Origin of the sequence: Aureimonas altamirensis (assembly GCF_023702225.1) — a bacterium.
Classification (GTDB): domain Bacteria; phylum Pseudomonadota; class Alphaproteobacteria; order Rhizobiales; family Rhizobiaceae; genus Aureimonas; species Aureimonas altamirensis_B.
This window is the reverse complement of record NZ_JAMQCO010000005.1, coordinates 57925-81493: the sequence shown is the minus strand read 5'-3', so window position 1 is coordinate 81493 and position 23569 is coordinate 57925. Positions and strand designations below refer to the sequence as shown.

Sequence of the window (23569 nt, the reverse complement as noted above, 5' to 3'; positions counted from 1 at the left end):
CTACATGGCGCGGCATCCGGCCCATGCCGCGCTGTATATCGGCGCGGCCACGCTTATCTCGCTGACGCAGGGCCTCGGCCTCAACCTGATCTCGTCCAACCTGCCCAACGTGCAGGGCAGCCTTTCGCTGACGACGACGGAAACGGTCTGGCTCATGGCGGCTTATCTGGCGCCCAATGTCAGCCTGACCCTGATGATGACCAAGATCCGCGCCCAGTTCGGGCTGCGGCGCTTCGCCGAATGCGCCATCGTCGCCTTCGTGGCCGTCAGCGCCATGCATCTCTTCGTCACCGACTTCCGGTCGGCGCTGCTCGTCCGATTCTTCGCGGGTGTTGCGGCCTCGCCCCTGTCGACGCTCGCCTTCCTCTACATGCTGGAGACCTTCCCGCCCGAGAAGAAGATGACGATGGGCGTCACCTTCGCCGTCATCAACATCTCGATCGCCATGCCGGTGGCACGTCTGGTCTCGCCCCTCCTGACCGACATGGGAGACTTCGCCAGCCTGTTCAGCCTCGAAATGGCGATGGCCATGCTGTCGCTGGCCGCGATCTTCTTCCTGCCGCTCAATCCGCCGGCCCGCGCACAGGTGCTCGAACCGCTGGACTTCGTCAGCTATGTCCTGATCGCCATCGGGCTGGGCTCCATCGCCGTCACCGCTACGGTCGGCCCCTACGAGTGGTGGCTGGAAGCGCGCTGGATCGGCTGGACGCTGGCCGCCGGCGTCGCCGCACTGGCGGCCGCTGCCGTGATAGAGCTCAACCGCTCCAATCCTTTGGTGGACCTGCGCTGGATCCTGTCGCCGGAAATCCTGCATTTCGCAGGCATCCTGCTGTTGTTCCGGCTGATCCTGTCCGAGCAGACAAGCGGCGCCTCCGGTTTCTTCCAGGCCATAGGCCTGCGCAACGAGCAGATGACGCTCCTTTATTTCGTGATGCTGGCCAGCACGGTGCTGGCGGGGCTGGCCACGGCCGCCGTCATGAAGCCCGGGCGGGCGCCGGCCATCCATGCTGCCGCCCTGGCGCTCCTGTCGGTCGGCGCCTTCATGGATGCGCACGCCACCAACCTGACCCGGCCCGAGAACATGCTGGTCAGCCAGTCCATGATCGCCATGGCCGGCGTCATGTTCCTGCCGCCGGCCCTGGCCATGGGCTTCATGGCGGCAATGAAGAAGGGCATGAACTATCTGCTCTCCTTCCTGATCGTCTTCCTGACCACGCAGAGTCTGGGAGGGGCCATCGGCTCGGGCATCTTCCGCACCGTCGTCACCTACCGCGAAAAATTCCATTCCGGGGCCCTGGTGGAAGACGTCGTCATGAGCGATCCGACGGTGGCGGCGCGCGTGGCGCGCATGGCCGCCGCCTATGCCTCGACGACGCCGGACCCGGCGATCCAGCAGGCCAGGGCGCTTGCCGCCCTGTCCGCGCAGGCGACCCGCGAGGCCACCATCCTCGCCTACAACGACGCGTTCCTGCTGGTCAGCGGTCTGGCCGCCTTCGGCCTCGGCTGCCTGCTGCTGCATGTCTTTTTCCGGCACATCTTCCCGCCGCCCCAGCCGGCGGCGACCTGACCAGACCGACGAAACCCCGTTCTCGATACCGACCATTTGAAAGGCTGGAACATGCCCCGCATCTTCCGCTCCTTCGCAACCTATGTCGCGGCGCTCATCGGCGTCGCCGGTGTGCTTACGATCCTCTACGCCTGGAACCTGCCGCCCTTCGCGTCCAGCGTCCAGACGACCAACGACGCCTATGTCCGAGGCCGCGTCACCATGATGAGCCCGCAACTGTCCGGCATCGTCGCCGAGGTGCCCGTGCAGGATTTCCAGCATGTGAAGGCAGGCACGCTCATCGCCCGCATCGACGACGGCACCTACCGCCAGAAACTGGAGCAGGCCCGCGCCAACCTGTCGGGACAGGAGGCGGCCCTGTCGCGCTTCGAGCAGCAGCGCCTTTCAGCGGAAGCCAAGGTGGTGGCGGCACAGGCGGCTCAGAAAAGCGCGGAAGCCTCCTTCGACACGGCGGACGCCAACTGGAACCGCATCGCCCCTCTGGCCGCCAAGGGTTTCGCACCCGGCAGCGACCTCGACCTCGCGCGCAAGTCCCGGGCCGAGGCCGACGCCGCTTTGAACCAGGCGCGCGCGCAGCTGGAGGTTTCCCGGCAGGATCTGGCATCCGTCATCACCTCGCGCCAGTCGCTGGAAGCCGCGGTCGACAGTGCGAAGGCCGCCGTCTCGCTGGCCGAACTCGACATGGCGCATACGCGCATCCTCGCCCCCGCCGACGGAACGCTCGGCGAGGTCGGGGCCCGCGTCGGCCAGTATGTCCAGCCGGGCACCGCGCTGGCCAGCCTCGTGCCGGACGACCGGTGGATCGTCGCCAACTATAAGGAAACGCAGGTTCGGGGCATGGCGCCGGGACAGCGCGTCGACTTTACGGTGGATGCCTATCCGGGCCGCGTCTTCCATGGGCGGGTCGAGCGCTTCTCTCCGGCGACGGGATCGGAATTCGCGGTTCTGAAGTCGGACAACGCCACCGGCAACTTCACCAAGATCGCCCAGCGCATGCCCGTGCGCATCCGGATCGAGGGGCAGGACGCGCAGTCCGGTCCGCTGGTGCCGGGCATGTCGGTCATCGTGTCCATCGATACGGCGCAACCGATGGACAGCCTTGCGGCCGACGCCGACGGGGGAGGCGACAGCGCGGGCGGGATCGAGTAGAAGACCTCGCTCACGATGAAGGCTTCGATGATGGAACCGATCCTGTCGGTCGAGAATGTCGCCAAGACCTATTCCAACGGATTCACGGCGCTGAAACCGGTGGACCTCGCTATCAGGCAGGGCGAGATCTTCGCGCTTCTCGGCCCCAACGGCGCAGGCAAGACCACGCTTATCAGCATTATCTGCGGTTTGACCAACCGCAGCCAGGGCACGGTGCGCGTCGGCGGCCACGACATCGGCTCCGACTACCGCGCCGCCCGTGCGATGATCGGGCTGGTGCCGCAGGAACTGACGGCCGACGCCTTCGAATCGGTGTGGGCGACGGTCAGCTTCACGCGCGGCCTGTTCGGCCTTAAGCGCAACGACGCCTATGTGGAGAAGGTTCTGAAGGACCTGTCCCTGTGGGACAAGCGCGATTCCAAGATCATGACCCTGTCCGGCGGCATGAAGCGCAGGGTGCTGATCGCCAAGGCGCTGGCGCACGAGCCCCGGCTGCTGTTCCTCGACGAGCCGACTGCCGGCGTCGACGTGGAACTGCGTCGCGACATGTGGCGCGTCGTCAGCACCCTGCGTGATTCCGGGGTCACCATCTTCCTGACCACGCATTACATCGAGGAAGCGCAGGAGATGGCCGACCGGATCGGCGTCATCCGGGGCGGCGAGCTGATCCTGGTGGAAGAAAAGTCCCGGCTCATGGAAAAGCTCGGCCGCAAGGAACTCACCATCGAGCTGCAGGAGCCCCTCCCCTCGGTCCCCGCCGCCCTGTCCGGTTTCGACCTGGCCTTGTCGGACGATGGCAAGGCTCTCACCTATGCCTATGCGACGGGCGGCGAGCGGACGGGCATCACGGCGCTGCTGGCCGCCATCGACGGGGCGGGCATCCGCCTCCACGATATCCGCACCCACCAGAGCACGCTGGAAGACATCTTCATCGACCTCGTCAGGAGCAGGGCATGAACTGGCGCGGCGTTCTCGCGATCTATCGTTTCGAGATGGCCCGCATGTGGCGCACCATCTTCCAGAGCATCCTGTCCCCCGTCATCTCGACATCGCTCTACTTCGTCGTCTTCGGGGCGGCCATCGGCCGCAGCATCGGGGCGGTGGACGGTATCGACTACGGGGCCTTCATCGTGCCCGGGCTCATCATGCTGTCGTTGCTGACGCAAAGCCTGTCCAATGCCGCCTTCGGCATCTATTTCCCGAAATTCACGGGCACCATCTACGAAATCATGTCGGCCCCCGTCTCGACCCTCGAGATCGTCGCCGGCTATGTCGGGGCCGCGGCCACCAAATCGGTGATCCTCGGCCTCATCATCCTCGCCACGGCGTTCCTGTTCGTGCCGCTGCGGATCGACCACCCGCCGCTGATGCTCTTCTTCCTGGTGCTGACGGCCGTTACGTTCAGCCTGTTCGGCTTCATCATCGGCATATGGGCCGACGGGTTCGAGAAGCTGCAGCTCGTGCCCCTGCTCATCGTCACACCCCTCGCCTTCCTCGGCGGCAGCTTCTACTCGATCCGCATGCTGCCGCCCTTCTGGCAGGATGTGTCGATGATCAACCCGGTCGTCTATCTCATCAACGGCTTCCGCTGGAGTTTCTTCGGCCAGTCCGACGTGAACATCTTCGTCAGCCTCGGCATGACCTTCGCCTTCATGCTGGCCTGCATCCTCGTCATCAACCGCATGTTCGCGACCGGCTACCGCCTGCGCCCCTAAGCGGCTCTACTCCTCGAATTCCAGGATGAGCTCGTCGACCGCCAGGCTGGAGCCCGGTTCGGCGGCGACGCGCTTGACGACGGCGCGCCGCTCGGCACGCAGCACGTTCTCCATCTTCATGGCCTCGACCGTAGCGAGCACCTGGCCCGCCTCGACGGCATCCCCCTCGCCAACGGCGATGGCGGTAACGACACCGGGCATCGGGCACAGCAGCATGCGCGACGTATCGGGGGCAGGCTTGTGCGGCATCAGGGCTGCCAGCTCGGCCACGCGCGGCCGACGGGCATGCGCCCTTATGTCCACGCCGCGCCAGCGCAGGCGGATGGCTCCGCCCTCCAGGCCGGTCTTGACCAGCATCTCCTCGCCGTCCACCACGAAGGCCGACAGCGTGTCCCCCGGCCTCCAGTCGCTGGCGATGCTCGCGTGCGACCCATCGTCGAACCGGATGGTTTCGCCTATGGCGACATGAAAACGCCAGTCGCCGAAGGTGACGACAAGGTCCGTGTCGGCGGTCGCGCCATGATGGGCGATCGCACCGGTAATGCGGGCCGACCGCGCCGTTTCGCGGCTGCGGACAAGCCCCGCGATCGCGGCGAGGCGGCGCGCCTCCGCAGGCGTCGGCTCGACGCCGGTGAACCCGTCCGGAAATTCTTCCGCGATGAACCCTGTGGTCAGGGCGCCGGTCCGGAAACGCTCCCTGCGCGTCACGGCCGAAAGGAACGGCAGGTTATGGCCGATCCCCTCCAGTTCGAAGCCGTCGAGCGCCTCGGCCAGCCCGTCGACCGCCGCCTCGCGCGTCGCGGCATGGGTGCACAGCTTGGCGATCATCGGGTCGTAATACATCGAGATTTCGCTGCCTTCGGTAACGCCGGTGTCGTTGCGTACCGTGACCGCGCCGATCATCCCTTCGGGCGGCGGGCGATAGCGAGTCAGCCGGCCGATGGACGGCAGGAAATTGCGGTACGGATCCTCCGCGTAGATGCGGGCCTCCATGGCCCAGCCCTTGGCCGCAACGTCGGCCTGTCCATGGCGCAGCGGCTCCCCGGCGGCGATGCGGATCATCTCTTCCACGAGGTCGAGGCCGGTGACCAGTTCGGTTACCGGATGCTCGACCTGCAGGCGGGTATTCATCTCGAGGAAATAGAAATTGCGTGCGCCATCGACGATGAACTCGACCGTGCCGGCCGAGTGGTAGCCGACCGCCGCCGCAAGCGCCACGGCCTGGGCCCCCATGGCGGCGCGCGTCTCTTCGTCCAGGAAGGGCGACGGCGCCTCTTCCAGAACCTTCTGGTTGCGTCTCTGGATGGAGCATTCGCGCTCGCCCAGATGGATGATCGTCCCGTGCCGGTCGCCGAGAACCTGGATCTCGATATGGCGGGGCTGCTCCACGAATTTCTCGATGAAGATGCGCTCGTCGCCGAAGGCGCCGCGTGCCTCGCTGCGCGAAGATGCGAAGCCTTGCCGCGCTTCCTCGGCGTTCCATGCGATGCGCATGCCCTTGCCGCCACCGCCGGCCGAAGCCTTGATCATCACGGGGTAGCCGATTCCATCGGCGATGGAGACGGCCTCCTCCGCGGTCTCGATCAGGCCCATATGCCCCGGAACGGTGGAAACGCCGGCCTCTGCCGCCAGCTTCTTGGAGGTGATCTTGTCGCCCATCGCCTCGATGGCCGGGGCCGGCGGTCCGACGAACGCAACGCCGGCGGCGTCGAGTGCACGGGCGAAGGCGGCGTTTTCCGACAGGAAGCCGTAGCCGGGGTGCACGGCATCGGCCCCCGTCGCGGCAACGGCCGAAAGGATGGCATCGATGGACAGATAGGACTGCGCCGAGGGCGCCGGCCCGATCGACACGGCCTCGTCCGCCATGCGGACATGCACGGCATCGCGGTCCGCATCCGAATGGACCGCAACAGTGGCGATGCCCATGCGCTTGGCCGTGCGGATGACCCGGCAGGCGATCTCGCCGCGATTGGCGATCAGGATCTTCTTGAACATCGGCGCTCCCCCCATCCGAGCCACCCCTCCATAAAGCGAATTCCCCCCGCAGGTAAACGCTGGTGACAGGGGCGCGCAAATATGCGATCCGGCCCGGCACAAGGAGATGGAACATGCGTTGGAGCCACATCGCCCTTCTGGCCGGCGCCGGCCTCGTCGTCGGCGCCACGCTGGCCGGCTTCACAGCGATGGTTGGCGGGCAGAACCCGCAGCAGACGCGGAGCGCCTCCATCTCCGTCGCCGATATCGGCGGACCGTTCACCCTGACCGATACCGGCGGGGAACCGTTCACCGAGAAGAACCTCACGGGGCGTCCCGCCGCGATCTTCTTCGGCTTCACCTTCTGCCCGGATATCTGCCCGACGACATTGTACGAGCTGACCGGCCTGATGCGGGAACTCGGCCCGCAGGCCGACGCAATCGATTTCGTCTTCGTGTCGGTGGATTGGGAAAGGGACGGGCCGCAACAGGTCGCGCGCTATCTCCAGGCCTTCGACGGGCGCATGATCGGCCTGTCGGGTACGCAAGCCCAGGTCGAGGCCGCCGCCGAGGCGTTCCATATCCACGTTCGCCGCGTACCGCTGGACGACGGCGGCTATACGATGGACCATACCGCCTCCGTGCTGCTGATGGGCCCGGACGGGCGCTTTACCGGCACGCTCGATTACGACGAGCCGCAGGAAACCAAGCTGCAAAAGCTGCGCCGCTTGGCGGGAGCGTAATAACGCTGAGCGCATTCACGGAACACGATTCTGTGATTAACGGACAGTTAACAGAGCCACTCTAGGGTCGCCGCGAGCCTGTATCGCCAGTATAGTTCGACCCTGGGTAAAATGAACCAAGTTGCGACGTCTTTCAGAACCTATGTCCTGCTGGCCGTCTTCTCGGCAGCATTTCTGGCGATCTTCGGTCGACTTGTCCACCTGACCACGTTGGAGCCCGACCAGCCGGTCCTGGCACGCGCCGCCCCGTCGCATTCGCGACCCGATATCCTGGACCGGAACGGCGAGATCCTGGCGCGCGACATCGTGATGTTTTCCGTTTTCGCCGAGCCGCGCCGCGTGATCGATCCGGACGAAACGGTCGAGCAGTTGCTGACCATCCTGCCGGAGTTGAACGCGGCTTCGCTGTATCGCAGGCTCAGCGGCAAGTCGGGCTTCACCTGGGTCAGCCGCTCGATCACGCCGGCCAAGCAGCAGGCGATCCACAATCTCGGTCTGCCCGGCATCGGCTTTCGCCCCGAGGTGCGCCGCCTGTATCCCAACGGCGCGGCAGCGGCGCAGGTGCTGGGCGCGGTCAACATCGACAATCTGGGCATCGCCGGCATCGAAAGCTGGATCGACGATAGCGGCCTCAACGTCCTGCGCTCCGCCGGCATGGACTATCGCCGCGAGGATCTCGACCCCGTCAACCTGTCCATCGACCTCTATGTCCAGCACGCCTTCGCCGACGAGATGCGCAAGGCGATCGACCATTACGACGCCATCGGCGGTGCGGGCCTGGTGCTCGACGTCAACACCGGCGAAGTCGTCTCCCTCGTGTCCTTGCCGGATTTCGATCCGAACAATCCGACGGAGGCGCACCGGAAGGAAAACATCAACCGCATCAATGTCGGCGTCTACGAGATGGGCTCGACCTTCAAGGCCCTGACCATGGCGATGGGGCTCGACAGCACCGCCTTCGACATCCATTCCGTCGTGGATGCGACCAATCCCCTGCGCTTCGGCCGGTTTTCGATCAGCGACTATCGCGGGGAAAAGCGGCCGCTGAACATGCCGGAAGCCTTTCTCGTCTCGTCCAACATCGTGTTCGGCAAGATGGCGATGCAGATCGGCGTGGACAGGCACAAGGAGTTCCTGCGGGCGCTCGGCCAGCTCACCCGCCTGACGACCGAACTGCCCGAAAGCGCCGCCCCCATCGTTCCGCGCAACTGGGGTGCGGTCAATACCGCCACCATCGCATTCGGTCACGGACTGGCGGTGACGCCGCTGCAGGCTTCCATGGGCGTCGCCGCATTGGTGAATGGCGGCCGTCTGATCCGTCCGACCTTCATCAAGGATACGCCGGTCGAAGGCCGCGTCATCGCCGAGGACGTCATAGCACCGTCGACCGGCGAGGCCCTGCGCTACCTCATGCGGCTGAACGGCATCGACGGCTCGGCACGCCGCGCCACCATCGCCGGCTACCATGTCGGCGGCAAGACGGGCACCGCCGAGAAAGTGATCGACGGACGCTACGCCAAGGGCAAGGTGATGACCTCCTTCATGGGACTCGTTCCGGCGCACGAGCCGAAATACCTGATCCTCGTCATGCTCGACGAGCCGAAGCCCGTCGAGGGCACGCACGGTTTCCGGACGGCGGGTTGGAACGCGGTGCCGACCGCCAAGGCGATCCTGAACCGCATCCTGCCGATGATGCGCATGCCGCCCGAGTTCACCCAGCCGCGCGACCCCTTCCCCAACATCGTCCGCGCGCGGGCGCACGGCCATCAGCACTTCCTGGCAAACGCGATCACGCAGTAAGGCAAACGACGACACTGCGTTTCCAATCCGCAAATTGCGCACGTCGCCGGTCGGTCCTATCTCGAAGCCGTACAAGCCCGTAGAACGGGCGGAAAAGGACGTTCGAGATGAAGAAGATCGGGTTTCTCTCCTTCGGGCATTGGTCTCCGGCACCGGGTTCGCAGACGCGCTCTGCGGGCGACGCGCTGCTGCAATCCATCGAACTCGCCGTCGCGGCCGAAGAACTGGGCGCCGACGGGGCGTATTTCCGCGTTCACCATTTCGCTCGCCAGCTTGCCTCGCCCTTTCCGCTGCTGGCAGCCGTCGGCGCTCGCACGAAACGGATCGAAACCGGCACTGCCGTCATCGATATGCGCTACGAGAACCCGTTCTACATGGCGGAGGACGCCGGCGCGGCCGACCTGATCGCCGGTGGACGATTGCAGCTCGGCCTCAGCCGCGGCTCGCCCGAACAGGTCATCGATGGCTGGCGGCACTTCGGATACCGGCCGGCCGAGGGGAAGACCGAATCCGACATGGCGCGGGAGCGGACCCAGACTCTGCTCCAACTACTCGAAGGTAGGGGCTTCGCCGAGCCGAACCCGCAACCCATGTTTCCCAACCCGCCGGGCCTGCTGCGGCTGGAGCCGCACTCGGAGGGCCTTCGCGACCGGATCTGGTGGGGCGCGGCGTCCGATGCGACAGCCGTCTGGGCCGCGGTGCTGGGCATGAACCTGCAAAGCTCGACCTTGAAGACGGACGAAAGCGGCGAGCCGTTCCACGTGCAGCAGGCACGGCAGATCCGCGCGTATCGCGCGGCCTGGAAAGAGGCAGGCCATACCCGTACACCGCGCGTATCGGTCAGCCGCAGCATCTTCGCCCTGACCAGTGACGAGGACCGCGCCTATTTCGGACGCGGCGGCGATGCGCGCGACCAGGTCGGCGTCATCGACAGGACCCGCTCGATCTTCGGCCGCAACTATGCGGCGGAGCCCGACGCGCTCATCCGGCTTCTCGCGGACGACGAAGCCGTCGCGGAGGCGGATACGCTGCTTCTCACCGTGCCCAACCAGCTCGGGGTCGAGTACAATGCGCATGTGATCGAGAATATCCTGAAGCATGTCGCACCCGGCCTCGGCTGGCGTTGAGATAACGGACGCGCGAGCGTCCGGTTATCGACCTTTCGCGGGGGCGCCCCATATGGGTCGGCACTCCCGGCCGCCCGGTGCGGCAGTCTCCACGAAAGGATCGATAGCTTGCAGCGTGAGGTCAGAACCGGTCGTCTCGGCCCCTTCCCGCATGTCAGCCGGAGCGTATTCTCCGTTTCCGCCCTCCTCATCGTCGGCTTCGTGCTGTTCGGAATGCTGGCGCCGGAGTTGTCGAACACGCTGTTTACCGGTGCGCAATCGCAGATCGCCGAGCGGTTCGGCTGGTTCCTGACGTCGACGACCAATCTCGCCCTGATCTTCACCTTCTACGTCGCGTTCAGCCGCTATGGCGACATCCGCCTCGGGGCGCAGACGGAGACACCCGAATACGGCCTCTTTTCCTGGGTCTCGATGCTGTTCTCCGCCGGCATCGGAATCGGTCTTCTCTATTGGGGCGTCGCCGAGCCCTTGCAGCATTTCCTGGCCCCGCCCATCGGAACGCCCGAAACGGCCGAAGCCGCGCAGCAGGCGATGGTGTTGTCCTTCCTGCATTGGGGTATCCATGGCTGGGCCATCTACGCGGTGGTCGGCCTTGCGTTGGCCTATTTCCACTTCCGGCACGGCCTGCCGCTATCCGTCCGCTCAGCCCTCTATCCGCTGATCGGCCAGCGCATCTACGGACCGATCGGCCATGCGGTGGATATCCTCGCGGTCTTCGGCACCATGTTCGGCGTGGTGACATCGCTGGGCCTTGGCGTCATGCAGATAAACGACGGCCTGTCGACTCTGTTCGGCTGGCCCGAAAGCACCGCGATCCAGCTGATCCTGATCGCCGTCATCACCGCGATGGCCACCGCGTCGGTCATGGCCGGGCTGGACAGCGGCATCAAGCGCCTGTCCAACTTCAATGTGGGGCTGACGCTCATCATGCTGGCCTTCATCATGGCCACCGGCCCGACACTTTATATCCTGGACAGCTTCGTGGAGAATATCGGCCTCTACGTCCAGGACATCGTCCGCTTCTCCTTCTGGAACGAGGCCTATTCGGGTACCGACTGGCAGGTCGACTGGACGATCTTCTACTGGGCCTGGTGGATCTCCTGGTCTCCCTTCGTCGGTATCTTCATCGCCCGCATCTCGCGCGGGCGGACGGTGCGCGAGTTCGCTCTCGGCGTCCTCCTCATTCCTTGCGGTATCCTGTTCCTCTGGTTCACCGCCTTCGGCGGCGCGGCGCTGCACCTTGAACTGACGGGCGATCCGGGCCTCGTCGAAGTCACGCGCGCCAGCTATGGCGGCGCCATCTTCGCGCTGATGGAGTTCTATCCCTTCACGACACTCCTGAATGTGCTGGTGGTCTTCATGATCGTCATCTGGTTCGTCACCTCGTCCGACAGCGCCAGCTTCGTCATCGACATGCTGACGGCCGGCGGCCATGCCAACCCGCCGAAGATCCAGCGCCTGTTCTGGGCTCTGGCGGAGGGCGCGATCGCGGCCGTGCTTCTGGTGCTGGGCGGGTTGCAGGCGTTGCAGGCTGCCGCCGTCGTCGCCGGTTTCCCCTTCGCCTTCGTCATTATCCTGATGATGTGGGGCCTGTTGCGAGGTTTCGGCCGCGACCGCCTCGTGCTGCATCGGACGTCTCAATGGTACGCGACCGAAAAGGAAGCCGAGATCAACCAGCCCGACGCCTACTCCGGCGAAGCGCAGTTGAAGGGGCCCCCCGCATTGAAGGAAACCGCCTGATACCGAATGCGGCACGGCCGTCATCCGGATGGAGGAGGCCGGCGCTATGGCTCCGGCGGCGGCCTCCGTCTATCCTGACCGGAACCGCCGCCCCGCAGCATGCCAGCGAGAACGACGATGACACGGACGGACAATTCCCTGATGCTGGGCTTCAGCGCCCCGCTCTATCGCCATGACGGGCGGCTTTTCGCCGAGCGGCAGACGATTTCCGGGCTGCATGCCTGGAAGGAGAATTTCTCGCGCCTCGTTGCCTTCTCGATCTGCCACGACGCCCCCCCGCCGCCGGGCTGGGAAGACGCCGCCGAAGGAGGATTGACGGAGCCGGGCATCAAGCTCGTGCCGATCCCCAACACTTACGACCTCAAGGTCCTTTTCAGCCAGCGCAAGGCGCTGTCCGAGACCATGCTGCAGCTGATGCGGGATACCCATTACCACAGCTTCGCCTACGGCGGCTGGCTGGGCGACCCGGGCGAACTCGCCGCCGCCGTCGCCCGGCGACACGGCATCGCCCATGCTGTCTGGTTCGACCGTGTGGAGTCACAGGTGGTAAAGGCCGAAGGCGACGGGTCGCTGAAGGGCCGGCTCAAAACGGCGATCAAGATGGCCATCATGGAGCGGAACGAAAAGCGCGCCGTGCGCGGCGCGGAACTGAGCCTGCTGCACGGGGCGACGGTCTTCGATCATTTCAGGCCCATCGCCCGCAATCCGCACCAGGTGGAGGACATCCACTTCAATGCGGACGACCGGCTGTCGCCTCGGGAAGTCGCCGCGAAGGCGCAGGGCGCCGCCAGCGGGCCGCTGCGCATCGTCTATTGCGGCCGCGCCGCGCCGATGAAGGGGCCACTGGAGTGGGTCGCCGCGCTGGCGGCGCTGAAGGCGCGCGGCGTTGCCTTCGAGGCCCGGTGGCTGGGCGACGGCGACCTTCTCCCCGCCATGCGGGCTGCGGCCGAGAAGGCGGGCCTGACGCAAGATGAGCTCGTCTTCGAGGGATTCGTGTCCGACCCGGCGCGCGTCCGGACCTCCTACCGCGACGCCCATCTGTTGATGTTCTGCCATCTGAGCGACGAGTCGCCGCGCAATCTTATCGAAAGCCTGCATTCGGCGACGCCGCTGATCGGCTACAAGGACCCTTATTCCGCCGGGTTGATCGACGAAAAAGGCGCCGGCCTGCTGGTGCCCCGCGGCAACCCGGAAGCCCTCGCCGACACGATCGCCGGGCTGGACGCCAACCGGGGCGTGCTGGCGACGCTGATCCGCGCCGCCGGCGCTTCGGCGGAACACCTGACCCGCGACAGCGTCTTCCGCCACCGCAGCGACGTCATCCGCAGTCAGCTCGCGGCCTGATACCGGTCTACCCCGTAGGGTAGTCTGCGCAGTGCCGATCCTGTGCCGTCACATCGAATTCCGGCCTCGTGTATCGAGCATTCGTGAGAAAAGCGTCGATGGATCCGAGATGCAGGTCGAGGTGGTCGGCAATCCTTTCGCACGCTTCGATGAAGCGTTGGCGGTAGGCAACCGGATTGTGATGGTAAAGGTCGTTACGAGTATCGTTCACAGCCTTCGAAAGGCTGGCGAAATCCTCTTTCGACATGGCACGCAAGCCGTTCCTCTTGCCGTCGAACAGGTGGTCGAAGACACTCCAAGAGTCGATGACAAGGTAACGCAACTGGCCGAAGGTCGAACCTGCCAGGAAGGCGCTCCCGCAAGTCATGATTTCCGTCGTATCCCGCGTTAGACGTTCGCCATCCACGAAGGCGATGATGTCGCCGACTCGACGGGCCAACTTGCTCGTAATCGGTACCTTCATAATCTCTTTTACGGTTTGTGGATCCTGCCCGTTCTTCATGGCGAAGCGGATAGGCCTCCACCATGTGTCGTAGCCGAACCGTCCGGAGGTCGCCTCGGCGACACGGGCGCGAAGCGCGTTCTCGACACTGAAGGCAAGAGGGTAAAGAGCAGCCATCTCTTTCATTTTGCGGCCATAGACAATCAGGAGGGCCGATCGCACCCCGATCTCGCCCTTCGAGCGACCCGCGATCAGCTCGCGCAACGCATCGCCCAGCATCAGCGGGTGAAGCTTGCGTATATCCTCTTCAAGGAAACAGGCTTCCTTTGCCCATGGAGTACGTGCGAGGTAGGTATCGACAAGCTCGCGGAGCTCGCTTTGATAACGGGGGCGCCTAGGCTCCATCAAGGGCACAGACGTCGAGCTTGACATTGCTGTCGCAGTGGATACCTTCATGATCACTCGGTTGGTGGCGACATTTCGATGAAGCTTGCTCCCATGCGGGATGCCAAAAGAGTCTAAACAGTATGGGGGCAGCTCGGAAACGAGTTTGCCCCCGCCTTTTTTGATCAACTAACAGATATTGTTTTGGGTTTACCAAGCCGCTGCTGGCAAATGTCTCGGTCCCTCAACACCGTGGCCGAGAGAGTGCGCTTCAATGCCTGCGGATCACAGCCATCGCAACCTGATGATTGCTATCGTCTGCTATCGGAATCGGCACCACTCGATGGGCACCGATCTCGCTTGAACCGCTGCTGCATATTTTCTGTAGAAAGTCAGATCAAACGTCCAGATTGGCCACCTGCAACGCATTGTCCTGGATGAACTCGCGACGTGGTTCAACCTCGTCGCCCATGAGGCGTGAGAAGAGTTGGTCGGCGTCGGTTGCGTCGTTGATCTTGACCTGCAGGAGCGAGCGCACTTCCGGATCCAGCGTCGTTTCCCAGAGCTGCTCGGGATCCATTTCGCCCAGCCCCTTGTAGCGCTGCAGCGAGATGCCCTTGCGGCCCACCTCGAACACTGCGTTCAAAAGATCGACCGGGCCGCTGATCGACCGCTCGGTCTCTTTGCGCTTCAGCGTCGGCGACTGCGCATAGACTTCGCCGAGGCGCGAGGCCATCCGGTTGAGCGCGATGGCGTCGGCCGAATGGATCAGTGCCGCATCGATGGTCTGCACTTCCTGCACGCCGCGAACGAGGCGCTGGAAGCGATAGCCGCCCTCCGGCGTCGATTCACCGCTCCAGCCGCGCTCCGTTTCCTCGGCGACGGCGTCGAGCGCCTTGGCGATGCGCTCGGCCATGTAGGGGGCATCCGCGCCGCTGTCGGCGATCTCCGGCGTCAGCGCGCCGGCGATCGCCGCCTGCTCCACCACGGCGCGGTCGTAGCGTGTATGCAGGCCGTTCAGGATCTGGCGCACCGACAGGGCGTCGTCCACGACGCTGCGCAGATCCTTGCCGGTCCGTGTTTCGCCGGAGGCGAGCCGCAGCAGCGCGTCGTCCAGCCCGCCGTCGATCAGGTAGTTCTCGAGCGCCTTCTCGTTTTTCAGGTACTGGCTCTGCTTGCCCCGCGTGACTTTGAACAGGGGCGGCTGCGCGATGTAGACATAGCCACGCTCGATCAGCTCCGGCATCTGCCGGAAGAAGAAAGTGAGCAGCAATGTGCGGATGTGGGCGCCGTCGACGTCGGCGTCCGTCATGATGATGATCTTGTGATAGCGCAGCTTGTCAGGGTTGAACTCGTCCTTGCCGATGGACGTGCCGAGCGCCGTGATCAGCGTGCCGATCTGGTCGGAGCCGAGCATCCGGTCGAAGCGCGCACGCTCTACGTTGAGGATCTTGCCACGCAGCGGAAGGATCGCCTGGTTCTGGCGCGAACGCGCACCCTTGGCCGAGCCACCGGCCGAGTCGCCCTCGACGATGAAGATCTCGGACTTGGCGGGGTCGCGCTCCTGGCAATCGGCGAGCTTGCCCGGCAGCGACGTGATGTCGAGCGCGCCCTTGCGCCGCGTCAACTCGCGCGCCTTGCGGGCGGCCTCGCGCGCCGACGCAGCCTCGACCACCTTGCCGATGACGATGCGCGCTTCCTGCGGATGCTCCTCGAACCAGGTGGCCAGCGCCTCGTTTACAAGGCCCTCCACGACCGGCCGCACTTCCGAGGAGACCAGCTTGTCCTTGGTCTGCGAGGAGAATTTCGGGTCCGGCACCTTGACCGACAGGACGCAGCTCAAACCTTCGCGGCAGTCGTCCCCGGTCAGCGACACCTTTTCCTTCTTGAGGATGCCCGAGGTCTCGGCATAGCCCGTCACCTGGCGTGTCAGCGCGCCCCGGAAACCGGCCATATGGGTGCCGCCGTCGCGCTGCGGGATGTTGTTGGTGAAGGCCAGCACCGTATCCTGGTAGGAATCGTTCCACCACATGGCGGCTTCAACGGTCATGCCGTCCTTTTCGCCGTGGATGACGATCGGCTCGGGCATCAGCGGCTTGCGGGCGCGGTCGAGATAGCGCACGAACGCTTCCAGCCCGCCTTCGTAGAAGAGCTCGACGCGTTTCTCGTCGGCGGGCCGCTTGTCGGTCAGGATGATGCGCACGCCGGAATTCAGGAAGGCAAGCTCGCGCAGCCGATGCTCCAGCGTGGCAAGATCGAACTCGGTGCGCGAGAAGGTATCGGTCGACGGCAGGAAGGTGATGGCGGTGCCCGTCTCCGCGCCGGCTTCGCCCGTGACGGCCAGCGGCGCATCCGGCACACCATGCGTGAAGGACATCTCGTGGATCTTGCCCTTGCGGCGGATCTTCATGCGCAGCCACACCGACAGCGCGTTGACGACGGACACGCCGACGCCGTGCAGGCCGCCGGACACCTTGTAGGAATTCTGGTCGAACTTCCCGCCGGCATGCAACTGGGTCATGATGACCTCGGCAGCCGACACGCCCTCGCCCTGGTGGATATCCGTCGGAATGCCGCGGCCGTTGTCGGTGACGGTGCACGAGCCGTCGGCGTTCAACGTGACGGTCACATGCGTCGCATGGCCGGCGAGCGCCTCGTCGATGGCGTTGTCGACCACCTCGTAAACCATGTGATGCAGGCCGGAGCCGTCGTCCGTATCGCCGATATACATGCCGGGCCGCTTGCGAACGGCATCGAGCCCCTTGAGAACCTTGATGGAATCGGCGCCATATTCGGCGTCGAGGCCGGCGTTCGTCTCTTCAGCTTGCGACATGGGAATCCTTCATTGGCGCGGCTGCGGCCCGGGTGGCGAATCGCCGCCGGCCCTGCCGCGACTGCGGCTTATCAAGCTTCCCGAATATAGGCATTTTCAGGCGAAAATGAAAGCATCGGCCAAAGCTCGACCGAGGGTATCGGACTTCCCATATGAGGGGGCATGGATACGATCGCAGAGCCATTCCTCGCCCCGGCCCCGACGCCTCACACCAAGCCGCTCGGCATGCTCGGCTTCGTGCTGACGGCATCGCGCAATCCCATCGAGATCTGGGGCTCGCGCGCCTTCAAGGAGCCGTATCTCAAGGCCAACTGGCTGCGCGTGCCCACCGTTATCGTCAACGATCCTGCCGGCATCCGCCACTGCCTCGTCGACAACGCCCGCAACTACGCGATGCAGCCGCTGCGGCAGCGGGTGTTGCGGCTCATGCTGCGCGACGGGCTACTGACGGCGGAGGGCGAATTGTGGAAGCGCACCCGGCGGGCGCTCGCGCCGGTATTCACGCCGCGCAACATCGACGGGCTGACGCCCGTCATGGCGGCCCGCAGCGCCGCCTTCGCCGATGGGCTCGCTGAAAGCGGCGAAACGGTCGACGTCGCCTTCCAGATGACGCTGCTGACCTACGACATCCTTCAGGCGACGCTGTTCTCGGACGACATCACGGGCGAGCCGAAGGAATTCGCCCGCTCGATGGAAACGTTTCTGGCCCGCATGGGACGGGTGGACCCGCTGGACATCCTCGATGCCCCCGCCTTCCTGCCGCGCATCAACAGGCTGATCGGCATGCGCAGCACCAATTACTTCCGCAAGCTGATCGCCGACACCATGGAGCGACGCATCGCGATGCTGGAGCGCGCCCCGGACGCCGCGCCGGGCGATTTCCTGACGATGCTGCTGAAGACGGACGGCCTCTCGCGATCCGAGATCGAGGACAACATCATCACCTTCATCGGCGCCGGCCACGAGACGACGGCTCGTGCCTTGGGATGGACCCTCTATCTCCTGGCGCAGGCGCCGGACGAGCGCCGCAAGGTCGAGGAAGAGCTGGATGCCACGCTGGACGGCCTGCCCGATCCGGCACAGTGGCTGGACAAGCTGCCGCGCACACGGGCCGCGCTGGAAGAAGCGATGCGTCTCTATCCGCCGGCCCCATCGCTGAACCGGACGGCGCTGGCCGACGATTGCGTCGGCGGCATCGACATTCCCGCCGGCGCTTCCCTTTTGGTGATGCCGTGGCTCGTCCACCGCAACGAGCTCTATTGGGACAGGCCCGGCTACTTCATACCGGACCGGTTCATGCCGGGAGAGCGCGAGAAGCTCGACCGCTTCCAGTACCTGCCCTTCGGCGTCGGGCCCCGGGTCTGTATCGGCTCGAGCTTCGCCATGCACGAGGGCGTCATCGCCCTCGCCAGCCTCATGCGGCATCTGCGTTTCGACTATGCCGGCACCGAGCAGCCCTATCCGGTGCAGAAGATTACGGTTCAACCGCGCGGCGGCCTGCCCATGCGGGTCAGCCGCCGCCGCTGATGGCCCTTAGAGCGTTTCCATATGAGCAGGAAACGCTCTAGATCGCGCCGCCGGCCGGGCGGTCGGCGGGCGCCGCGGGCGCCTCGTCGCCCAATCCCTCGAACAGCGCCGTCGAAAGATACCGCTCGGCGAAGGACGGTATGATGACGACGATGGTCTTCCCATCGTTCTCGGGGCGGCGGCCCACCTCGACGGCGGCCGTCAGCGCCGCGCCGGACGAGATGCCCACGGGTATCCCCTCGATCCGCGCCAGAAGGCGGGCGTTTTCGAAGGCGTCGTCATTGGACACTGTCACCACCTCGTCATAGACGGTCTTGTCCAGGATCGGCGGCGCGAAGCCCGCGCCGATGCCCTGGATCTTGTGCGGGCCGGGGTTGCCGCCCGACAGGACGGGCGAAGCCTCCGGCTCCACCGCCACGACACGCACGTCCGGCTTGCGGGCCTTGAGCACCTGGCCGACGCCGGTGATGGTGCCGCCCGTGCCGATGCCCGATATGAGGACGTCGACGTTGCCGCCCGTATCGTTCCAGATTTCCTCAGCCGTGGTGATGCGGTGGATCTGCGGGTTTGCCGGGTTCTCGAACTGCTGCGGGATCACCGCATTGGGCAGCTCCGCCTTCAGCTCCTCGGCCTTGGCGATGGCCCCCTTCATGCCCTTGGCGCCCTCGGTCAGGACAAGGTCCGCACCCAGAAGGCGCAGCATCTTGCGCCGCTCCAGCGACATCGTCTCGGGCATGGTCAGGATGAGGCGATAGCCCTTGGCCGCAGCCGCGAAAGCCAGTGCGATGCCCGTATTGCCGGATGTCGGCTCCACCAGAACCGTCCGGCCGGGTTCGATGGCGCCATCGGCCTCGAGCTTTTCCAGCATGGCGACGCCGATGCGGTCCTTGACGGAGGCGATCGGATTGAAGAATTCCAGCTTGGCGAGAAGCTTCGCCTTCACGCCCTTCTCATGGGCGAACTTGTCGATCCGGACCAGCGGCGTATCGCCGATCGTGTCCAGAATGGAATCGTAGACACGCCCGCGTCCATGCGTCCGTGCGATCTGGTCGTTGACCGTCTTGTCCATGGTGCTCTCCCGTTTGCTCATGGCCCAGTCTAACCGCCACGGCGGTTCCGGCGCGAGGTTGCCGCACCACGCCACGGCGACGAGACGGAGAAAATTCTGCCCGACAAACGCATGGCGGCAACAAATTGTTCAGGCGGCGCGGGCCTCGACCATCATGACGTCCAACATGAAGGAGCCGTCGTCCTCGATGGCGAAATGCCGTCGCACGGCCTGCGACGCGCCGTCCTGAAGGGTGCGGATGACGCGGGCATTCTCGTCCGGCGTGCGCATCCGTGCAATCCACACCTTGAAGTCCATGCGGACCCGGAACATGCGCAGGCCCTCCACGGCAAAGCCCGTGCGCGCCAGCACCGCCATCCATTCCGCCGGGCTGTAGTCGCGCACATGCGATGTGTCGCGCAGAAGCTCCACTGCCTGCAAATGGGTATCCGCCAGGGCCGAGCCGGCCGCGACCGTGTCGATGAAAACGGCCGGCGCTCCGTATTTCAGGACCCGCCTTGCCTGGCGGATGCCGGCTTCGAGATCGCCCCAGTGATGGGCCGAATAGCGGCAGGCGAGGAAATCGAATGCGCCATCGTCGAATGGCAGCGTTTCGGCTGCACTTTCCACCGTCTGGAGATTGCCGAGGCCCCTGTCCGACGCCGTCGCCGCGACGGCGGCCAGCATCTCGGCGGACAGATCCACCGCCGTCACTTGAACGGCATGGGCTGCGAGAAGATAGGCGACGTGCCCGCCACCTGTCCCGAGGTCCAGGGCGTTTGCGGGGCGCCTTTCGGCGACAACGCGCTCGAGGGCCTCCAGATCGGGGCCCGAAGCGTGGACGGCGCTCGCTACGTAAGCCGCCGCCTGCGGCCCGAACTGCGATACGACATGCGATTCATGTGCTTTCATCGAACATCTCCCTCAACGTCCCGTCGAGCCGAAGCCGCCGGCCCCCCGCAAGGTTTCCGCGAGATCCTCGACCTCGGCGTAGCGCGCCCGCGTGACCGGAGCCACGACGGCCTGTGCGATCCGCTCGCCGCGCCGCACTTCGAACGCCGTGTCGCCGAGGTTGATCACGATCACCTTTACCTCGCCGCGATAGTCGCTATCCACCGTGCCGGGCGTGTTGAGAAGGGTTATCCCGTGCCGGGCCGCAAGGCCCGAGCGCGGCCGGACCTGCATCTCGTATCCGTCCGGTATCTCGAAGCAGAGCCCGGTCGGCACCAGAGCCCGGCCCATCGGCGGTATCTCCAGCACATCCGCGACGGCTGCGCGCAGATCCGCGCCCGCCGCCCCGTCGCTCTCGTAAGCCGGCAACGGCATGTCCGCGGCATGCGGCAGGCGCTTCACCTTGACGTCGATGCTCATTCCATATCCCCCAGCATGGCGGCGAACCGCGACGCGAGCCGCCGGGCAACCTCCGCCTTCGACAGCTCGGGCCAGTCTTCCACACCCGCTTGCGTCAACAGATGGACACGATTGTCCGCGCCGCCCATCACCTCGCCCGACACGTCGTTTGCAACGATCATGTCGGCGCCTTTGCGTTGCAGCTTGGCCTGCGCATTGCCCATCAGGCCCGATGTCTCGGCCGCGAAGCCGACCACCAGGCGCGGCCGGCTCGGGCCGTGGGCAATCGTGGCGAGTATGTCCGGGTTCTCGGCCAGCGCCAGGGAAAGCGCGCCCCCTCCGACGCGCTTCTTGATCTTGTCGGTCGCCTCTTCCGCAGCACGCCAGTCGGCGACGGCGGCGACGAAGACGCCGATATCGGCCGGAAGCGCCGCCTCCACCGCCGCCAGCATCTGGCGGGCCGTCTCCACCCGCACGACGCGCACCCCCGCCGGATCGAGGATGGCGACCGGGCCGGAGACCAGCGTCACCTCTGCGCCCAGCTCGGCCAAGGCCTCGGCCATGGCGTGGCCCTGCCGCCCCGACGAGCGGTTTGCGATGTAGCGGACGGGGTCGATCGGTTCATGCGTCGGGCCGGAGGTCACCACGGCGCGGCGGCCCGACAGCGGCTTGCCGCCGCCCTGCGCGGCCAGGCGCGCCTCAACCGCGCAGACGATGGCCGGCGGTTCGCTCATGCGGCCGAGGCCGCTTTCGCCCGCCTCGGCCATTTCTCCGCGCTCTGGGCCCACAAAGGAGACGCCGTCCCCTTCCAGCAAGGCTGCGCTACGCCGGGTGGCGGGGTGCGTCCACATGGCCGGGTTCATGGCGGGGGCGAGCAGGATGGGGCAGCGCGCCGCCAGCAGAACCGCGCCGGCGAGGTCCCCCGCGAGGCCGGCGGCCATCTGCGCCATGCGATCGGCGGTCGCCGGTGCGACGAGGATCAGGTCCGCTCCGCGCGCCAGCCGGATATGGCCGACATCCTGCTCGTCGTCGCGTGAGAATAGATCGTCGTAGACACGCGTGGCGGACAGCGCGCCGACGGCCAGCGGAGTCACGAACTGCGCCCCGGCCGCCGTCAGGATGGGCGTCACCGCGGCGCCACGCTCCCGCAGGCGGCGGATGAGGTCGAGCGCCTTGTAGGCGGCGATACCGCCGCCGATGATCAGGAGAATGCGTTTTCCCGCGAGCGTGCGCTCCATCGCCCTACCCCAAAAGCAGGCTGGCGGCGATCACCGCCACGCCGAGTGCCGTTACCCACTGCGCGATATGCCCGAACAGGATGCCGGCCTTGGTATCCTGCGCCAGCTCCTGCAGGGAATCGTCGTTGATGCGGATGCCGTTGTCGACCAGATCCGGCAGGTGCTTGCCGAGAACCTCCAGCCCGACCGCATAGTCGGGCAGCCTGCGGCCGATCTTCACGACGGCCTCCAGCACGTCACGCAATTCCGCCAGCTTGGCCGTCGGGCCGAGTTCGCCCCGGATATAGTCGGACACGACGGGCTCGGCGGCCTCCCACATGTTGAATTTCGGGTCGTAGCTGCGGGCGACGCCTTCCACGACCACCATCGTCTTCTGCAGCAGCACCAGTTCGGGCCGGGTGCGCATGTCGAACAGTTCCGTCACCTCGAAGAGCAGGGTCAGCAGGTGCCCCATGGATATGGTCTCCGCCGGCTGGCCATGGATCGGCTCGCCGATGGCGCGCAGCGCCTGCGCGAAGGACAGGACATCCTGGTTGCGGGGCACGTACCCGGCCTCGAAATGCACTTCGGCGACGCGTCGATAATCCCGGCGGATGAAACCGTACAGGATTTCCGCCAGAAAACGCCGGCTGTCCGACGACAGGCGGCCGACGATGCCGAGATCGACCGCCACGATGGCTCCGTCGGGCGCGACGAAGAGGTTTCCCTGGTGCATGTCGGCGTGGAAGAAGCCGTCGCGCATGGACTGGCGCAGGAAGTTCTGCACGACATTGATGCCGAGCGCCTTCAGGTCGTGCCCCGCCGCGGCGACGCCGGCGACGTCGCTCATCTTGATGCCGTCGATCCACTCCATCGTCAGAACGTCGCGGCCGGTGCGCTCCCAGTCGACGGTCGGGACACGGAAACCGGGGTCGTTGCGGATGTTCTCGGCCATTTCGGACGAGGCGGCGGCCTCGAGCCGGAGATCCATCTCGATCCGCGTGCTTTGCGCCAGCGTCTCGACGACGGCCACGGGCCGCAGGCGCCGCGACGACCGCACGAAACGCTCCATCATCCTGGCGATGAAGGCGAAAGCGTTCAACTCGCGACGGAAGCGGGCACGGACGCCGGGGCGGATGACCTTTACGGCCACGTCCCTCTCTCCGTCCGGTGCGGCGATGCGCGCCTTGTGCACCTGCGCGATGGACGCCGCTCCGACCGGCTCGCCGAAAGTCAGGAAAAGATCGTCGATGGTGCGGCCGAGCGACGCCTCGATCGTCGCGATGGCCTGCGCCGTCGGGAAAGGGGGCACCTTGTCCTGCAGATGGCCGAGTTCCAAGGCCAGGCTCTGGCCCACGATGTCGGGCCGCGTGGCAAGAAACTGCCCGAGCTTGACATAGGATGGGCCCAGCCGGTTCAACGCCTGCGACAGGCGTTCGGAGCGCGCCTTGCGCCGGGCCGAACGCCGCGCCATGAGGCCGGCCAGGCGGTGGGCGAGCCGCGGCCCGGGCGGCAGCCCTTCGGCCGGCAGGGCCGAGACGACGCCTTCGCGCATCAGCACCCAGCCGGCGCGCAGCAGCGCCACGATACCGTAAAGCGAACTCAGCAA

At 65.7% G+C, this 23569-nt stretch carries 18 protein-coding genes; 10 read left to right on the top strand and 8 right to left on the bottom strand.

Features of this window, described 5'->3' with window-relative positions:
• The first annotated feature begins 4 nt into the window (after positions 1–4).
• The 4 genes from NDN16_RS09845 to NDN16_RS09830 are packed head-to-tail and all read left to right on the top strand — an operon-like array spanning position 5 to position 4431.
• The gene (locus NDN16_RS09845; protein WP_435301090.1) at positions 5–1567 is read left to right on the top strand and encodes an MFS transporter; all 1563 of its coding nucleotides are present in this window, start codon (positions 5–7) and stop codon (positions 1565–1567) included.
• Positions 1568–1618: 51 nt separating this feature from the next.
• Positions 1619–2716, top strand: coding sequence for an HlyD family secretion protein (locus NDN16_RS09840; protein WP_251113455.1), 1098 nt, complete (start codon positions 1619–1621; stop codon positions 2714–2716).
• A gap of 30 nt (positions 2717–2746) precedes the next feature.
• Positions 2747–3673 carry an ABC transporter ATP-binding protein gene (locus tag NDN16_RS09835; protein WP_251113693.1) on the top strand — a complete coding sequence of 309 codons (927 nt, stop codon included), beginning with the start codon at positions 2747–2749 and terminating at the stop codon, positions 3671–3673.
• Positions 3670–4431 carry an ABC transporter permease gene (locus NDN16_RS09830; RefSeq protein ID WP_251113454.1) on the top strand — a complete coding sequence of 254 codons (762 nt, stop codon included), beginning with the start codon at positions 3670–3672 and terminating at the stop codon, positions 4429–4431. Before NDN16_RS09835 ends, NDN16_RS09830 begins: the two co-directional genes overlap by 4 nt.
• A gap of 6 nt (positions 4432–4437) precedes the next feature.
• Here NDN16_RS09830 and NDN16_RS09825 read toward each other — a convergent pair whose 3' ends face one another.
• Positions 4438–6426, bottom strand: coding sequence for an acetyl-CoA carboxylase biotin carboxylase subunit (locus NDN16_RS09825; protein ID WP_251113453.1), 1989 nt, complete (start codon positions 6424–6426; stop codon positions 4438–4440).
• Positions 6427–6539: 113 nt separating this feature from the next.
• Between NDN16_RS09825 and NDN16_RS09820 the strand changes: the two genes are divergently transcribed.
• From NDN16_RS09820 to NDN16_RS09800, 5 genes are all read left to right on the top strand, one after another.
• Complete coding sequence (locus NDN16_RS09820; protein WP_251113452.1) at positions 6540–7148, top strand: SCO family protein; 609 nt, start codon at positions 6540–6542, stop codon at positions 7146–7148.
• Positions 7149–7259: 111 nt separating this feature from the next.
• Positions 7260–8948 carry a peptidoglycan D,D-transpeptidase FtsI family protein gene (locus NDN16_RS09815; protein ID WP_251113451.1) on the top strand — a complete coding sequence of 563 codons (1689 nt, stop codon included), beginning with the start codon at positions 7260–7262 and terminating at the stop codon, positions 8946–8948.
• Between the two features lie 107 nt (positions 8949–9055).
• Complete coding sequence (locus NDN16_RS09810) at positions 9056–10075, top strand: LLM class flavin-dependent oxidoreductase (RefSeq protein ID WP_251113450.1); 1020 nt, start codon at positions 9056–9058, stop codon at positions 10073–10075.
• Positions 10076–10183: 108 nt separating this feature from the next.
• Complete coding sequence (locus NDN16_RS09805; RefSeq protein ID WP_251113449.1) at positions 10184–11815, top strand: BCCT family transporter; 1632 nt, start codon at positions 10184–10186, stop codon at positions 11813–11815.
• A 117-nt stretch (positions 11816–11932) separates the two neighbouring features.
• Complete coding sequence (locus tag NDN16_RS09800) at positions 11933–13159, top strand: glycosyltransferase (RefSeq protein WP_251113448.1); 1227 nt, start codon at positions 11933–11935, stop codon at positions 13157–13159.
• Between the two features lie 7 nt (positions 13160–13166).
• Here the strand turns inward: NDN16_RS09800 and NDN16_RS09795 are convergent, their stop codons facing one another.
• Positions 13167–14057, bottom strand: coding sequence for a hypothetical protein (locus tag NDN16_RS09795; RefSeq protein WP_251113447.1), 891 nt, complete (start codon positions 14055–14057; stop codon positions 13167–13169).
• A 325-nt stretch (positions 14058–14382) separates the two neighbouring features.
• Positions 14383–16818 carry a DNA topoisomerase (ATP-hydrolyzing) subunit B gene (gene gyrB, locus NDN16_RS09790; RefSeq protein ID WP_251113446.1) on the bottom strand — a complete coding sequence of 812 codons (2436 nt, stop codon included), beginning with the start codon at positions 16816–16818 and terminating at the stop codon, positions 14383–14385.
• A 162-nt stretch (positions 16819–16980) separates the two neighbouring features.
• Here gyrB and NDN16_RS09785 point away from each other — a divergent pair, with 162 nt between their 5' ends.
• Positions 16981–18345 carry a cytochrome P450 gene (locus tag NDN16_RS09785; protein ID WP_251113445.1) on the top strand — a complete coding sequence of 455 codons (1365 nt, stop codon included), beginning with the start codon at positions 16981–16983 and terminating at the stop codon, positions 18343–18345.
• 37 nt (positions 18346–18382) lie between these two features.
• Here NDN16_RS09785 and cysK read toward each other — a convergent pair whose 3' ends face one another.
• The 5 genes from cysK to ubiB form a co-directional block, all read right to left on the bottom strand.
• Positions 18383–19414 carry a cysteine synthase A gene (cysK, locus tag NDN16_RS09780; protein WP_285292576.1) on the bottom strand — a complete coding sequence of 344 codons (1032 nt, stop codon included), beginning with the start codon at positions 19412–19414 and terminating at the stop codon, positions 18383–18385.
• A 129-nt stretch (positions 19415–19543) separates the two neighbouring features.
• Positions 19544–20305, bottom strand: coding sequence for a class I SAM-dependent methyltransferase (locus NDN16_RS09775; RefSeq protein ID WP_251113444.1), 762 nt, complete (start codon positions 20303–20305; stop codon positions 19544–19546).
• Positions 20306–20317: 12 nt separating this feature from the next.
• Positions 20318–20764, bottom strand: a complete 447-nt coding sequence (dut, locus tag NDN16_RS09770) for a dUTP diphosphatase (RefSeq protein WP_251113443.1) — start codon at positions 20762–20764, stop codon at positions 20318–20320.
• Complete coding sequence (gene coaBC, locus NDN16_RS09765; protein WP_251113442.1) at positions 20761–21981, bottom strand: bifunctional phosphopantothenoylcysteine decarboxylase/phosphopantothenate--cysteine ligase CoaBC; 1221 nt, start codon at positions 21979–21981, stop codon at positions 20761–20763. Before coaBC ends, dut begins: the two co-directional genes overlap by 4 nt.
• A gap of 4 nt (positions 21982–21985) precedes the next feature.
• Positions 21986–23566 carry a 2-polyprenylphenol 6-hydroxylase gene (gene ubiB / locus NDN16_RS09760; RefSeq protein WP_251113691.1) on the bottom strand — a complete coding sequence of 527 codons (1581 nt, stop codon included), beginning with the start codon at positions 23564–23566 and terminating at the stop codon, positions 21986–21988.
• Positions 23567–23569 lie beyond the last annotated feature (3 nt).

What these genes read in the sequence shown, in the direction of transcription:
- NDN16_RS09845 (WP_435301090.1), top strand. Translation starts at nt 5, where the DNA reads ATGGCGCGGCATCCGGCCCATGCCGCGCTGTATATCGGCGCGGCCACG.
- NDN16_RS09840 (WP_251113455.1), top strand. Translation starts at nt 1,619, where the DNA reads ATGCCCCGCATCTTCCGCTCCTTCGCAACCTATGTCGCGGCGCTCATC.
- NDN16_RS09835 (WP_251113693.1), top strand. Translation starts at nt 2,747, where the DNA reads ATGGAACCGATCCTGTCGGTCGAGAATGTCGCCAAGACCTATTCCAAC.
- NDN16_RS09830 (WP_251113454.1), top strand. Translation starts at nt 3,670, where the DNA reads ATGAACTGGCGCGGCGTTCTCGCGATCTATCGTTTCGAGATGGCCCGC.
- NDN16_RS09825 (WP_251113453.1), bottom strand. Translation starts at nt 6,426, where the DNA reads ATGTTCAAGAAGATCCTGATCGCCAATCGCGGCGAGATCGCCTGCCGG.
- NDN16_RS09820 (WP_251113452.1), top strand. Translation starts at nt 6,540, where the DNA reads ATGCGTTGGAGCCACATCGCCCTTCTGGCCGGCGCCGGCCTCGTCGTC.
- NDN16_RS09815 (WP_251113451.1), top strand. Translation starts at nt 7,260, where the DNA reads ATGAACCAAGTTGCGACGTCTTTCAGAACCTATGTCCTGCTGGCCGTC.
- NDN16_RS09810 (WP_251113450.1), top strand. Translation starts at nt 9,056, where the DNA reads ATGAAGAAGATCGGGTTTCTCTCCTTCGGGCATTGGTCTCCGGCACCG.
- NDN16_RS09800 (WP_251113448.1), top strand. Translation starts at nt 11,933, where the DNA reads ATGACACGGACGGACAATTCCCTGATGCTGGGCTTCAGCGCCCCGCTC.
- NDN16_RS09795 (WP_251113447.1), bottom strand. Translation starts at nt 14,057, where the DNA reads ATGAAGGTATCCACTGCGACAGCAATGTCAAGCTCGACGTCTGTGCCC.
- gyrB (WP_251113446.1), bottom strand. Translation starts at nt 16,818, where the DNA reads ATGTCGCAAGCTGAAGAGACGAACGCCGGCCTCGACGCCGAATATGGC.
- NDN16_RS09785 (WP_251113445.1), top strand. Translation starts at nt 16,981, where the DNA reads ATGGATACGATCGCAGAGCCATTCCTCGCCCCGGCCCCGACGCCTCAC.
- cysK (WP_285292576.1), bottom strand. Translation starts at nt 19,414, where the DNA reads ATGGACAAGACGGTCAACGACCAGATCGCACGGACGCATGGACGCGGG.
- NDN16_RS09775 (WP_251113444.1), bottom strand. Translation starts at nt 20,305, where the DNA reads ATGAAAGCACATGAATCGCATGTCGTATCGCAGTTCGGGCCGCAGGCG.
- dut (WP_251113443.1), bottom strand. Translation starts at nt 20,764, where the DNA reads ATGAGCATCGACGTCAAGGTGAAGCGCCTGCCGCATGCCGCGGACATG.
- coaBC (WP_251113442.1), bottom strand. Translation starts at nt 21,981, where the DNA reads ATGGAGCGCACGCTCGCGGGAAAACGCATTCTCCTGATCATCGGCGGC.